Origin of the sequence: Escherichia sp. HH091_1A (assembly GCF_030295175.1) — a bacterium.
GTDB classification, from domain to species: Bacteria; Pseudomonadota; Gammaproteobacteria; order Enterobacterales; family Enterobacteriaceae; genus Escherichia; species Escherichia coli_F.
Map to the genome: position 1 here is coordinate 4,882,704 of NZ_AP025747.1, position 14,169 is coordinate 4,896,872.

Annotated in this window: 11 protein-coding genes, 1 pseudogene and 1 riboswitch; of the genes and pseudogenes, 5 read left to right on the forward strand and 7 right to left on the reverse strand. The window is 53.4% G+C overall.

The window, feature by feature from the left end; translation table 11 throughout:
* The first annotated feature begins 37 nt into the window (after positions 1 to 37).
* Entirely contained in the window at positions 38 to 4,261 is a 4,224-nt protein-coding gene (rpoC, locus tag QUF14_RS24225) for a DNA-directed RNA polymerase subunit beta' (protein ID WP_000653947.1), read from the forward strand.
* 212 nt (positions 4,262 to 4,473) lie between these two features.
* Positions 4,474 to 5,013: pseudogene (gene yjaZ, locus QUF14_RS24230) on the forward strand (stationary phase growth adaptation protein YjaZ).
* Positions 5,014 to 5,422: 409 nt separating this feature from the next.
* On the opposite strand, the gene thiH reads toward yjaZ, so the two are convergent.
* The 7 genes from thiH to rsd all read right to left on the reverse strand — a co-directional run bounded on the left by thiH (position 5,423) and on the right by rsd (position 11,496).
* Positions 5,423 to 6,556, reverse strand: a complete 1,134-nt coding sequence (thiH, locus tag QUF14_RS24235) for a 2-iminoacetate synthase ThiH (RefSeq protein WP_000847470.1) — start codon at positions 6,554 to 6,556, stop codon at positions 5,423 to 5,425.
* Positions 6,553 to 7,323, reverse strand: a complete 771-nt coding sequence (gene thiG / locus QUF14_RS24240) for a thiazole synthase (RefSeq protein ID WP_000944128.1) — start codon at positions 7,321 to 7,323, stop codon at positions 6,553 to 6,555. The genes thiH and thiG overlap by 4 nt, the downstream gene beginning before the upstream one ends.
* A 1-nt stretch (position 7,324) precedes the next feature.
* Positions 7,325 to 7,525, reverse strand: coding sequence for a sulfur carrier protein ThiS (gene thiS / locus QUF14_RS24245; RefSeq protein WP_001166248.1), 201 nt, complete (start codon positions 7,523 to 7,525; stop codon positions 7,325 to 7,327).
* Entirely contained in the window at positions 7,509 to 8,264 is a 756-nt protein-coding gene (thiF, locus tag QUF14_RS24250; protein ID WP_000999746.1) for a thiazole biosynthesis adenylyltransferase ThiF, read from the reverse strand. Before thiF ends, thiS begins: the two co-directional genes overlap by 17 nt.
* Complete coding sequence (gene thiE / locus QUF14_RS24255) at positions 8,257 to 8,892, reverse strand: thiamine phosphate synthase (RefSeq protein WP_000284575.1); 636 nt, start codon at positions 8,890 to 8,892, stop codon at positions 8,257 to 8,259. Before thiE ends, thiF begins: the two co-directional genes overlap by 8 nt.
* Positions 8,892 to 10,787: a phosphomethylpyrimidine synthase ThiC gene (thiC, locus tag QUF14_RS24260; RefSeq protein ID WP_001276913.1), complete on the reverse strand. Its 1,896-nt coding sequence runs from the start codon at positions 10,785 to 10,787 to the stop codon at positions 8,892 to 8,894. Before thiC ends, thiE begins: the two co-directional genes overlap by 1 nt.
* An 80-nt stretch (positions 10,788 to 10,867) precedes the next feature.
* Positions 10,868 to 10,968: riboswitch (TPP riboswitch) on the reverse strand.
* A gap of 51 nt (positions 10,969 to 11,019) precedes the next feature.
* On the reverse strand, positions 11,020 to 11,496 hold the full coding sequence (rsd, locus tag QUF14_RS24265; protein WP_000934302.1) for a sigma D regulator: 477 nt from the start codon (positions 11,494 to 11,496) through the stop codon (positions 11,020 to 11,022).
* A 94-nt stretch (positions 11,497 to 11,590) separates the two neighbouring features.
* On the opposite strand from rsd, the gene nudC reads away from it, so the two are divergent.
* From nudC to nfi, 3 genes are read left to right on the forward strand one after another with little or no spacing between them, the layout of a single operon-like run.
* Positions 11,591 to 12,364 carry an NAD(+) diphosphatase gene (nudC, locus tag QUF14_RS24270; RefSeq protein ID WP_000373940.1) on the forward strand — a complete coding sequence of 258 codons (774 nt, stop codon included), beginning with the start codon at positions 11,591 to 11,593 and terminating at the stop codon, positions 12,362 to 12,364.
* Between the two features lie 39 nt (positions 12,365 to 12,403).
* Positions 12,404 to 13,468, forward strand: a complete 1,065-nt coding sequence (gene hemE, locus QUF14_RS24275; protein WP_100733994.1) for a uroporphyrinogen decarboxylase — start codon at positions 12,404 to 12,406, stop codon at positions 13,466 to 13,468.
* A 9-nt stretch (positions 13,469 to 13,477) separates the two neighbouring features.
* Positions 13,478 to 14,149, forward strand: coding sequence for a deoxyribonuclease V (nfi, locus tag QUF14_RS24280; RefSeq protein ID WP_100733995.1), 672 nt, complete (start codon positions 13,478 to 13,480; stop codon positions 14,147 to 14,149).
* The last annotated feature ends 20 nt before the right edge of the window (positions 14,150 to 14,169 follow it).

Genomic DNA, 14,169 nt, shown 5'->3' on the forward strand with positions numbered 1-14,169 from the left:
GGCAGCGGATTGTGCTAACTCCGACGGGAGCAAATCCGTGAAAGATTTATTAAAGTTTCTGAAAGCGCAGACTAAAACCGAAGAGTTTGATGCGATCAAAATTGCTCTGGCTTCGCCAGACATGATCCGTTCATGGTCTTTCGGTGAAGTTAAAAAGCCGGAAACCATCAACTACCGTACGTTCAAACCAGAACGTGACGGCCTTTTCTGCGCCCGTATCTTTGGGCCGGTAAAAGATTACGAGTGCCTGTGCGGTAAGTACAAGCGCCTGAAACACCGTGGCGTCATCTGTGAGAAGTGCGGCGTTGAAGTGACCCAGACCAAAGTACGTCGTGAGCGTATGGGCCACATCGAACTGGCTTCCCCGACTGCGCACATCTGGTTCCTGAAATCGCTGCCGTCCCGTATCGGCCTGCTGCTCGATATGCCGCTGCGCGATATCGAACGCGTACTGTACTTCGAATCCTATGTGGTTATCGAAGGCGGTATGACCAACCTGGAGCGTCAGCAGATCCTGACTGAAGAGCAGTATCTGGACGCGCTGGAAGAGTTCGGTGACGAATTCGACGCGAAAATGGGTGCGGAAGCAATCCAGGCTCTGCTGAAGAGCATGGATCTGGAGCAAGAGTGCGAACAGCTGCGTGAAGAGCTGAACGAAACCAACTCCGAAACTAAGCGTAAGAAGCTGACCAAGCGTATCAAACTGCTGGAAGCGTTCGTTCAGTCTGGTAACAAACCAGAGTGGATGATCCTGACCGTTCTGCCGGTACTGCCGCCAGATCTGCGTCCGCTGGTTCCGCTGGATGGTGGTCGTTTCGCGACTTCTGACCTGAACGATCTGTATCGTCGCGTCATTAACCGTAACAACCGTCTCAAACGTCTGCTGGATCTGGCTGCGCCGGACATCATCGTACGTAACGAAAAACGTATGCTGCAGGAAGCGGTAGACGCCCTGCTGGATAACGGTCGTCGCGGTCGTGCGATCACTGGTTCTAACAAGCGTCCTCTGAAATCTTTGGCCGACATGATCAAAGGTAAACAGGGTCGTTTCCGTCAGAACCTGCTCGGTAAGCGTGTTGACTACTCCGGTCGTTCTGTAATCACCGTAGGTCCATACTTGCGTCTGCATCAGTGCGGTCTGCCGAAGAAAATGGCACTGGAACTGTTCAAACCGTTCATCTACGGCAAGCTGGAACTGCGTGGTCTTGCTACCACCATTAAAGCTGCGAAGAAAATGGTTGAGCGCGAAGAAGCTGTCGTTTGGGATATCCTGGACGAAGTTATCCGCGAACACCCGGTACTGCTGAACCGTGCACCGACTCTGCACCGTCTGGGTATCCAGGCATTTGAACCGGTACTGATCGAAGGTAAAGCTATCCAGCTGCACCCGCTGGTTTGTGCGGCATATAACGCCGACTTCGATGGTGACCAGATGGCTGTTCACGTACCGCTGACGCTGGAAGCCCAGCTGGAAGCGCGTGCGCTGATGATGTCTACCAACAACATCCTGTCCCCGGCGAACGGCGAACCAATCATCGTTCCGTCTCAGGACGTTGTATTGGGTCTGTACTACATGACCCGTGACTGTGTTAACGCCAAAGGCGAAGGCATGGTACTGACTGGCCCGAAAGAAGCAGAACGTCTGTATCGCTCTGGTCTGGCTTCTCTGCATGCGCGCGTTAAAGTGCGTATCACCGAGTATGAAAAAGATGCTAACGGTGAATTAGTAGCGAAAACCAGTCTGAAAGATACGACCGTTGGCCGTGCCATTCTGTGGATGATTGTACCGAAAGGTCTGCCTTACTCCATCGTCAACCAGGCGCTGGGTAAGAAAGCAATCTCCAAAATGCTGAACACCTGCTACCGCATTCTCGGTCTGAAACCGACCGTTATTTTTGCGGACCAGATCATGTACACCGGCTTTGCATATGCAGCGCGTTCTGGTGCATCTGTTGGTATCGATGACATGGTCATCCCGGAGAAGAAACACGAAATCATCTCCGAGGCAGAAGCTGAAGTTGCTGAGATTCAGGAGCAGTTCCAGTCTGGTCTGGTAACTGCGGGCGAACGCTACAACAAAGTTATCGATATCTGGGCTGCGGCGAACGATCGTGTATCCAAAGCGATGATGGATAATCTGCAAACTGAAACCGTTATTAACCGTGACGGTCAGGAAGAGAAGCAGGTTTCCTTCAACAGCATCTACATGATGGCCGACTCCGGTGCGCGTGGTTCTGCGGCACAGATTCGTCAGCTGGCGGGTATGCGTGGTCTGATGGCGAAGCCGGATGGCTCCATCATCGAAACGCCAATCACCGCGAACTTCCGTGAAGGTCTGAACGTACTCCAGTACTTCATCTCAACCCACGGTGCTCGTAAAGGTCTGGCGGATACCGCACTGAAAACTGCGAACTCCGGTTACCTGACTCGTCGTCTGGTTGACGTGGCGCAGGACCTGGTGGTTACCGAAGACGATTGTGGTACTCATGAAGGTATCATGATGACTCCGGTTATCGAAGGTGGTGACGTTAAAGAGCCGCTGCGCGATCGCGTACTGGGTCGTGTAACTGCTGAAGACGTTCTGAAGCCGGGTACTGCTGATATCCTCGTTCCGCGCAACACGCTGCTGCACGAACAGTGGTGTGACCTGCTGGAAGAGAACTCTGTCGACGCGGTAAAAGTACGTTCTGTTGTATCTTGTGACACCGACTTTGGTGTATGTGCGCACTGCTACGGTCGTGACCTGGCGCGTGGCCACATCATCAACAAAGGTGAAGCAATCGGTGTTATCGCGGCACAGTCCATCGGTGAACCGGGTACACAGCTGACCATGCGTACGTTCCACATCGGTGGTGCGGCATCTCGTGCGGCTGCTGAATCCAGCATCCAGGTGAAAAACAAAGGTAGCATCAAGCTCAGCAACGTGAAGTCGGTTGTGAACTCCAGCGGCAAACTGGTTATCACTTCCCGTAACACCGAACTGAAATTGATCGACGAATTCGGTCGTACCAAAGAAAGCTATAAAGTGCCTTACGGTGCAGTACTGGCGAAAGGCGATGGCGAACAGGTTGCTGGCGGCGAGACCGTTGCAAACTGGGACCCGCACACCATGCCGGTTATCACCGAAGTAAGCGGTTTTGTACGCTTTACTGACATGATCGACGGCCAGACCATTACTCGTCAGACCGACGAATTGACCGGTCTGTCTTCGCTGGTGGTTCTGGATTCCGCAGAACGTACCGCAGGTGGTAAAGATCTGCGTCCGGCACTGAAAATCGTTGATGCTCAGGGTAACGACGTTCTGATCCCGGGTACCGACATGCCTGCGCAGTACTTCCTGCCGGGTAAAGCGATTGTTCAGCTGGAAGATGGCGTACAGATCAGCTCCGGTGACACCCTGGCGCGTATTCCGCAAGAATCTGGCGGTACCAAGGACATCACCGGTGGTCTGCCACGCGTTGCGGACCTGTTCGAAGCACGTCGTCCGAAAGAGCCGGCAATCCTGGCTGAAATCAGCGGTGTGGTTTCCTTCGGTAAAGAAACCAAAGGTAAACGTCGTCTGGTTATCACCCCGGTAGACGGTAGCGAGCCGTACGAAGAGATGATTCCGAAATGGCGTCAGCTCAACGTGTTCGAAGGTGAACGTGTAGAACGTGGTGACGTAATTTCCGATGGTCCGGAAGCGCCGCATGACATTCTGCGTCTGCGTGGTGTGCATGCTGTAACTCGTTACATCGTTAACGAAGTACAGGACGTATACCGTCTGCAGGGCGTTAAGATTAACGATAAACACATCGAAGTTATCGTTCGTCAGATGCTGCGTAAAGCTACCATCGTTAACGCGGGCAGCTCCGACTTCCTGGAAGGCGAACAGGTTGAATACTCTCGCGTCAAGATCGCAAACCGCGAACTGGAAGCGAACGGCAAAGTGGGTGCAACTTACTCCCGCGATCTGCTGGGTATCACCAAAGCGTCTCTGGCAACCGAGTCCTTCATCTCCGCGGCATCGTTCCAGGAGACCACTCGCGTGCTGACCGAAGCAGCCGTTGCGGGCAAACGCGACGAACTGCGCGGCCTGAAAGAGAACGTTATCGTGGGTCGTCTGATCCCGGCAGGTACCGGTTACGCGTACCACCAGGATCGTATGCGTCGCCGTGCTGCGGGTGAAGCTCCGGCTGCACCGCAGGTGACTGCAGAAGACGCATCTGCCAGCCTGGCAGAACTGCTGAACGCAGGTCTGGGCGGTTCTGATAACGAGTAATCGTTAATCCGCAAATAACGTAAAAACCCGCTTCGGCGGGTTTTTTTATGGGGGTAGTTTAGGGAAAGAGCATTTGTCAGAATATTTAATGAATTTCTGGATACTCATAATCAATGTAGAGATGACTAATATCCTGAAACTGACTGAACTAATTGAGTCAAGCTCGGCAAGAATTCGATACTATTCCTGTGTGACTTTCTTAAGGAACGATAATGAAACAGGAAGTGGAGAAGTGGCGACCTTTTGGACATCCGGATGGTGATATTCGTGATTTATCATTTCTTGATGCTCATCAGGCTGTCTACGTTCAGCATCATGAGGGCAAAGAGCCTTTAGAGTATCGCTTCTGGGTTACCTACTCTCTTCACTGCTTCACAAAAGATTATGAACATTAGACTAACGAAGAAAAACAATCGTTAATGTACCACGCGCCTAAAGAATCTCGTCCCTTCTGCCAGCACCGTTATAACTTAGCGCGCATACACTTAAAAAGAACCATTTTGGCGCTGCCAGAAAGCAACGTTATTCATGCTGGGTATGGTAGCTATGCCGTGATTGAAGTGGATTTAAACGGAGGAGACAAGGCATTTTACTTTGTTGCGTTCAGGGCTTTCAGGGAAAAGAAAAAACTTCGTTTGCATGTAACTAGCGCTTATCCCATTTCTGAAAAACAGAAAGGTAAATCAGTGAAATTTTTCACCATTGCCTACAACTTATTGAGAAATAAGCAGCTTCCTCAGCCATCAAAATAACAAAACCCACCTTAAGGTGGGTTTCGCCAGAGAATTATCTCTGGTATTCAGAACGCCATTACCGGACTTTGCCTTGACCTTGCGATAATCGCAGGTTGCGGGATGTCTGAATTTCTTCAGTCTGCTGCATCCTGGAAGATGAGAACATGTGTTCTTATTTTCGTCTCTATGATAGTTGAGTATTTACTCTCTTACAATCAGATCTCTTTCATTGCTCAACAGGCGATGGCTTCAGACTTTGCATTACGGAATTTTTAAGAAAGGCAGGGCGAAACGAGGAAGAAGCTTTTCGCCCTGGACAACATTCCTGCTGACGGTACTAACATAAAAAAACGCAACGCTTTCAACAACCTTGCGTTTTTCATCTTCCGTAGCTGCTCGGAATAAATTTACGTTCTTACATTTTGTCTCATGTCCTTTGCGAGGCGCGTCCCAGATAGCTGTCCCAGTCTTTCCACACCGGCTGCAAACCCTGAGCGGTTAACGCGGCGGCCACCGCTTCTGGTCTGCGATCGTCGTGCGGTGAGAACTGTTCCAGCTCGGGATGATTGTCGGCATAACCACCTGGTTGCGTTTTCGAGAAGGCGCTGACGTTATTGATCGCCAGCGGAATAACGCGATCGCGAAACCACGGTGATTCCCGCGTGGAGAGTGACAGTTCAATCTCCGGCGCAAGTAGGCGGAAGGCGCAGATAGTTTGCACTAACTGGCGTTCATCCATAATCGACGCTGGCTCAATCCCGCCAGTACACGGGCGCAGGCGCGGGAAGGAGACAGAGTAACGGCTTTGCCAGTAATGTTGTTGCAGCCATAGCAAATGTTCGGCAACCATATAGCAGTCAACGCGCCAGCTGTCGGAAAGGCCGATTAGCGCGCCGAGGCCTATCTTATCTATCCCCGCACGGCCCAGCCGATCCGGCGTTTCCAGCCGCCAGAAGAAGTCCTGTTTTTTCCCTTTCAGATGATGGTGGGCGTATGTCGCCTCGTGATATGTCTCCTGATAAACCATCACCCCATCCAGACCAAGTTGCTTTAACTCGGCGTATTCCGCTTCCGCCAGTGGCTGTACTTCCATCTGTAGTGAAGAGAACTGTTCACGCAGGACAGGGAGATGACGACGAAAGTAATCCATCCCCACTTTCGTCTGATGTTCACCAGTGACCAGCAATAGATGTTCAAAGCCCATCTCCCGGATAGCGGCGCTTTCCCTGGCGATATCCGCTTCATCCAGCGTTTTACGCTTGATGCGATTGCTCATGGAAAATCCGCAGTAAGTGCAGTCGTTAGCGCAAAGATTAGAGAGATAAAGCGGGACGTAGAAGCTGATGACGTTGCCAAATCGCTGACGGGTCAGACGCTGCGCCCGTTGAGCCAGTGGTTCCAGGTATTCACTGGCGGCAGGTGATAGCAATGCCATCATATCGTCGCGAGTGAGTTGCGAGGCATTGAGCGCCCGCTCTACGTCAGCAGCCGTTTTGCTGTTGATACGCAGGCGGATGTCGTCCCAGTCCAGTTGTCGCCAGCGATCGCTGAAGGTTTTCATGCCGATGCCTCCAGAAATCCGGTCAGCGGGCTAGTGGCATGAGCAAAATGACTGCGACTGCCCGGCCCGGACTGACGTGCCAGCAGGCCGGCGTCTACCGCCAGACGAAATGCCTTCGCCATGTTGACGGGATCGTCCGCGACGGCAATCGCCGTATTCACTAACACCGCATCGGCTCCCATTTCAAGCGCCTGCGCGGCATGGCTGGGAACGCCAATGCCAGCATCAACGACCACCGGAACCGTGGCTTGCTGGATAATAATCTCCAGCATGGCGCGGGTTTCCAGTCCCTGATTAGAGCCAATTGGTGCGCCGAGCGGCATTACTGCTGCACAGCCCACTTCCTCCAGACGTTTGCACAACACTGGATCGGCACCGCAGTAAGGCAGCACGACAAATCCCTGTTGCACCAACATTTCGGCGGCTTTCAGGGTTTCGATGGGATCGGGCAACAGCCAGCGGGCGTCAGGGTGAATCTCTAATTTTAGCCAGTTTGTGCCTAACGCTTCACGTGCCAGATGAGCGGCGAAAATGGCTTCTTCCGCAGTTTTCGCCCCAGAAGTATTTGGCAGCAGGGTCACACCCGCCGCGATAAGTGGATCGAGGATAGCATCGTTGTGTTGGCGCAAGTCGACACGTTTCATCGCCAGCGTCACCAGTTGGCTGCCGGAAGCGCGGATCGCCTCCACCATCAATTGTGAAGAGGCGAATTTCCCGGTGCCGGTAAACAGATGTGAATCAAACGTTTTGCCCGCAATACGTAACATCTCAACCCCCTGCAATAACCTGAAAAAGCAGGATCTGGTCGCCATCCTGCACGATATGTTGCGCCCATTGCTCCCGCGGGACGATTTGCTGATTAATTGCCAGTGCCGCACCTGCTTGTTGTTGATCGAGTTGCTCCAGCAGTTCGTGAACAGTTAGTCCGGCGACGCACTGCATCGGTTGATCGTTAAACAGGATCTGCATTGCTTCCTCCGCATACTGGGCAACTGCTGGCACGGCGCAACGCCAGGTTGCGCCATTGGTTTAATTTACCGTCAAACAGTCGAAGATATCCCGCAGGGGTCTCTATACCACTCAATAGCTTAATTGCTTCCAGTGCCTGTAACGTGCCCATGACCCCGACCACCGGGCCAACCACGCCCGCCGTGCGGCAGTTGCGTTCTGGCTCCTGGTTATCCGGCCACAGGCAGCGGTAACACCCCTGTTCCCAGGGCGGTGTCAGCACCATCAACTGACCACCAAATCCGACCGCGCTGGCGATGATAAGCGGTGTGTTAAGTGCTACGCAGGCGGTATTAATCTCCTGGCGAGTCGCCATGTTGTCGGTACAGTCGAGTACCACATCGGCCCGTGCTACCGCATCTTTTAACGCCTTACCCGTTAACCGTTGTTGTAATGCTGTCAGTTGAATGTCGGGATTCAACTGTGTCAGTCGCTGTTGGCTGACCTGCGATTTCGGGCGATCGATATCTTCAGTCGTAAAGAGGATTTGTCGTTGCAGATTGCTCAAATGCACATCGTCGTCATCTGCCAGTACCAGCGTCCCGACACCAGCTCCCGCCAGGTATAGCGCAGCAGGTGTACCCAACCCACCCAGACCGATAATCAGCACCTGGCTGTCGAGCAGTTTTTGCTGCCCGTCAAGAGCGATATCGTCGAGCAGGATTTGGCGGCTATAACGCATAAAGTCACGGTCATTCATCGCCAACTCCTGCAATTTCCAGCAACTGTGCTGTTGCCAAACGCCAGTCTGCGGCTTGAGTAATGGCGCTGACAACGGCGATACTGCCGACACCCGTTGCTATCACCGCAGGCGCGCGCGGCAGACTGATACCGCCAATCGCCACGGTGGGATAATCCGCCAGGCGCTCAACATGCCGTGCCAGCTGTTCCAGCCCCTGCGGTGCAGAAGGCATCTGTTTGGTTTGCGTCGGGAACACATGTCCTAGCGCGATATAAGAAGGACGTGCTGCCAACGCGACGTCGATCTCCATATCATCATGTGTCGAAACGCCCAGCCGCAGGCCTGCCGCGCGGATGGCATTGAGATCGGTAGATTGCAAATCTTCCTGCCCCAAATGGACGCCATACGCCTGATGCTTAATCGCCAGCTGCCAGTAATCGTTGATAAACAGCCGTGCGTTATAGCGGCGGCCCAGCGCAATTGCTGCTACGACATCGGCTTCCACCTCTTCATCGCGCCGATCTTTGATGCGCAGCTGGAGAGTACGCACGCCTGCATCCAACAGACGTTCGATCCACTGTACGCTGTCCACTACCGGGTACAGTCCTAAACGAAAAGGTACGTGAGGAAAATCAGGCTGATACATCACGCTTCCTCCTTACGCAGGTAGATTTCTCCACCACTGGCACGGAAGTTCTCCGACATATCCGCCATTCCCACTTCAATGGTTTGCGCGGCGGCATAGTCACGCACTTCCTGGCTGATTTTCATCGAGCAGAATTTCGGCCCACACATGGAGCAAAAATGGGCGACTTTACCGGACTCTTGTGGCAGGGTTTCATCGTGATAAGCGCGGGCGGTAAACGGGTCGAGGGCCAGATTAAACTGGTCTTCCCAGCGAAATTCGAAGCGGGCTTTCGACATGGCGTTATCGCGAATTTGCGCGCCCGGATGCCCTTTCGCCAGGTCGGCGGCGTGGGCGGCAATCTTATAGGTGATAAGCCCCTGCTTAACATCTTCTTTATTAGGCAGACCCAGATGCTCTTTTGGCGTTACGTAACAGAGCATCGCGCAGCCAAACCAGCCAATCATCGCCGCGCCAATCCCCGATGTGAAGTGGTCATAACCCGGCGCAATATCAGTAGTTAGCGGCCCGAGGGTATAGAACGGTGCTTCGTGGCAGTGCTCTAACTCCTCGGTCATATTGCGGCGGATCATCTGCATCGGCACGTGGCCTGGACCTTCAATCATCACCTGCACGTCATATTCCCAGGCGATTTTGGTCAGTTCGCCCAGCGTATGTAGCTCGGCAAACTGCGCTTCATCGTTGGCGTCCTGTATAGAACCAGGGCGCAGGCCGTCGCCCAGCGACAACGAAACGTCATAAGCGGCACAGATTTCACAAATTTCGCGGAAGTGTTGATAGAGGAAATTTTCCTGATGATGGGAGAGGCACCATTTCGCCATAATCGAACCGCCGCGAGAGACGATACCAGTCAGGCGTTTCGCGGTCATCGGCACATAGCGCAGCAGTACGCCCGCATGGATAGTGAAGTAATCCACACCTTGCTCGGCTTGTTCCAGCAGCGTGTCGCGGAACGCTTCCCAGGTAAGATCTTCAGCGATCCCATTAACCTTCTCCAGCGCCTGGTAGATCGGCACTGTACCAATCGGTACCGGGCTGTTACGCAAAATCCATTCGCGAGTTTCGTGAATATAGCGACCGGTGGAAAGATCCATCACTGTATCCGCCCCCCAGCGCGTAGACCATACCAGCTTTTCCACTTCTTCTTCGATGGAAGAGGTGACCGCCGAGTTGCCGATATTGGCGTTAACTTTTACCAGGAAGTTACGGCCAATAATCATTGGCTCCGATTCCGGATGATTAATGTTGGCCGGGATAATCGCACGTCCGGCAGCAACTTCATCACGGACAAATTCCGCAGTGATATTTTCCGGCAGACGTGCGCCAAAGCTCATTCCCGGATGCTGGTGGCGCAAAACTTCGCTACGTATGCGCTCGCGACCCATATTCTCGCGAATGGCGATGAATTCCATTTCGGGCGTGATGATGCCCCGGCGGGCGTAGTGCAGTTGGGTGACGCGGCGTCCTGCTTTGGCGCGCTTTGGGGTTAATACGCCGCTAAAACGTAGCTCGTCGAGGCCATCATCTGCTAGTCGCGCTTTAGTGTAATCGGAACTGCGCACGGTAAGTTCTTCGGTATCGCCGCGCGCATCGATCCACGGCTGGCGCAGTTTTGCCAGTCCTTGCTGCACGTTAATGGCGATCTGTGGATCGCCATACGGACCGGAGGTGTCGTAGACCGGAATCGCTTCGTTTTCTTCGTACTGCGGCTGTTCTTTGCTACCGCCGATTAGCGTCGGGCTAAGCTGGATCTCACGCATCGGCACGCGCACGCCGGGTTGTGTGCCAGTGATGTAAATGCGTTTTGAGTTCGGAAAGGCGGTGCCTTCCAGGGTGTCGATAAAATGTTGGGCCTGGGCGCGTTGTTCGCGGCGGGTCAGTTTTGTTGCAGACATAGCTCATTCCAAAAAGTTAAGGACGTGGCTTGTCAGACGACGGATGAAGCAAGAGACGATCGCCGCAAAGGCGATGCGATAGCAGATTAACTCTTGTTCCCTTCGCAGGTATTAGCCTGATCAGGTTCCGCGGATCCCGAATAAACGGTCTCAGCCAGTTAAGGCACTCCGACAAGAAATTAGCCCCGCAAACGGGGCGTTGAATGTAAATTACGCGTTAACAGCGCAGAACTCAAGCAGGATGTTTGACGCGGGCGGCGTCAAGCACCAGCAGAATCAGCTTATCTTCCAGCACAAAGCGCGCTTCCAGGGCCTCGCCGATGTCAGATAAAACCTGTTGAAACTCAAGGTAATTATCATGATCGATAGCGGTTTCCAGGCTGGAATCGTAGTAATCCATAATCTGTTGGGTATTGGCTTCGAGTTGTGGCCAAATCTTCGCGGCGCGTGCGAGTTGCCCATTGCCTTCCAGTTTATGAAGAATGCGCTCATAAATACTGAAATGTCCGGCAGACAAGTAATCGACCAGGCTCTGACAAAAATCATCAAGGGCTTTTTCGTTTAGCCTCATGTACGATTCTTTGCCAGGCTTAATGCCAACCAGATTGTAGTAAGCCACGAGCAGATGCTTACGTACATGTAGCCAGCGATCAACCAGTTTGTTACTTCCTCTGACGCGCTCCGTCAGGTTATCGAGCTGGTTAAGCATGATTGACTCCGCAAGTTTGTATTCAAAAACTGCTCAGTGAGAAATGTAAAAACCATGTTAAACATGCCAGTGATGCAAAGGTAGTGCAAGAGCTATGGATCGTATAATTGAAAAATTAGATCACGGCTGGTGGGTCGTCAGCCATGAACAAAAATTATGGTTGCCGAAGGGAGAATTGCCATATGGCGAAGCGGCAAATTTCGATCTTGTGGGTCAGCGCGCACTACAAATCGGCGAATGGCAGGGGGAACCTGTTTGGTTAGTACAACAGCAGCGGCGTCACGATATGGGGTCGGTACGTCAGGTCATTGATCTCGATGTTGGGCTGTTTCAACTGGCCGGACGTGGCGTGCAACTGGCGGAGTTTTACCGATCGCATAAATACTGTGGTTACTGCGGGCATGAAATGTATCCAAGCAAAACCGAATGGGCGATGCTGTGCAGCCATTGCCGTGAGCGTTACTACCCGCAAATCGCCCCCTGCATTATTGTTGCCATCCGTCGCGATGATTCGATCCTCCTCGCCCAGCATACCCGCCATCGTAACGGTGTCCATACGGTACTTGCCGGATTCGTCGAAGTGGGCGAAACCCTCGAGCAGGCGGTCGCGCGGGAAGTGATGGAAGAGAGCGGAATTAAAGTTAAAAACTTGCGGTACGTGACTTCCCAGCCGTGGCCGTTTCCCCAGTCGCTGATGACCGCATTTATGGCGGAATATGACAGCGGCGACATCGTGATTGATCCGAAAGAGCTGCTCGAGGCGAACTGGTATCGCTACGATGATTTACCGTTACTTCCGCCGCCCGGCACCGTGGCGCGCCGTCTGATAGAAGATACGGTGGCGATGTGTCGGGCAGAGTATGAGTGATGATACACTGACCGCCTGACGCACTAAGGAACAGCCAAAATGACCGAACTCAAAAACGATCGTTATCTGCGGGCGCTGCTGCGCCAGCCCGTTGATGTCACTCCAGTATGGATGATGCGCCAGGCGGGTCGCTATCTACCGGAATATAAAGTCACGCGCGCCCAGGCGGGCGATTTTATGTCGCTGTGCAAAAATGCAGAGCTGGCGTGCGAAGTGACTTTGCAACCGCTGCGTCGCTATCCGCTGGATGCGGCGATCCTCTTTTCCGATATCCTCACCGTGCCGGACGCGATGGGGTTAGGGCTCTATTTTGAAGCCGGAGAAGGTCCGCGTTTTACCTCGCCAGTCACCTGCAAAGCTGACGTTGATAAACTGCCAATTCCGGACCCGGAAGATGAGCTGGGTTATGTGATGAACGCGGTGCGTACTATTCGCCGCGAACTGAAAGGCGAAGTGCCGCTGATTGGTTTTTCCGGCAGCCCGTGGACGCTGGCGACCTATATGGTGGAAGGTGGCAGCAGCAAAGCGTTCACCGTGATCAAAAAGATGATGTATGCCGATCCACAGGCGCTGCACGCTCTGCTCGATAAACTGGCGAAAAGCGTCACTTTGTATCTGAATGCGCAAATTAAAGCTGGTGCTCAGGCCGTGATGATCTTCGATACCTGGGGCGGCGTGCTCACCGGGCGCGATTATCAACAGTTTTCGCTCTATTACATGCATAAAATAGTTGATGGTTTACTGCGTGAAAACGACGGTCGCCGTGTACCGGTCACCCTGTTTACCAAAGGCGGTGGACAGTGGCTGGAAGCTATGGTGGAAACGGGTTGCGATGCGCTGGGCCTCGACTGGACAACGGATATCGCCGATGCGCGCCGCCGCGTGGGCAATAAAGTCGCGCTGCAGGGTAATATGGATCCGTCGATGCTATACGCGCCACCTGCCCGCATTGAAGAAGAAGTCGCGACTATACTTGCAGGTTTCGGTCACGGCGAAGGTCATGTCTTTAACCTTGGTCACGGTATTCATCAGGATGTGCCGCCAGAACATGCTGGCGTGTTTGTGGAGGCTGTGCATCGTTTGTCTGAACAATATCACCGCTAAGGAGTGATTATGGATCTCGCGTCATTACGCGCTCAACAAATCGAACTGGCTTCTTCTGTGATCCGTGAGGATCGACTTGGTAAAGATCCGCCGGATCTGATCGCCGGAGCCGATGTCGGGTTTGAGCAGGGCGGAGAAGTGACGCGAGCGGCGATGGTGCTGTTGAAATACCCCTCGCTTGAGCTGGTGGAGTATAAAGTGGCCCGCATCGCCACTACCATGCCTTACATTCCAGGTTTTCTCTCCTTCCGCGAATATCCTGCGCTGCTGGCAGCGTGGGAGATGCTGTCGCAAAAGCCGGATTTAGTGTTTGTCGATGGTCACGGGATCTCGCATCCTCGCCGTCTTGGCGTCGCCAGCCATTTTGGCTTATTAGTGGACGTACCGACCATTGGCGTAGCGAAAAAGCGGTTATGCGGTAAATTCGAGCCGCTCTCCAGCGAACCGGGCGCGCTGGCACCGTTGATGGATAAAGGCGAGCAGCTGGCCTGGGTCTGGCGCAGTAAAGCGCGCTGTAACCCGCTATTTATCGCAACTGGCCATCGTGTCAGCATGGATAGTGCGCTGGCCTGGGTACAACGCTGCATGAAAGGCTATCGTCTGCCGGAGCCAACGCGCTGGGCAGACGCGGTGGCTTCGGAACGTCCGGCGTTCGTGCGCTATACAGCAAATCAGCCCTAATTCAGGTAAACTGCGGATAA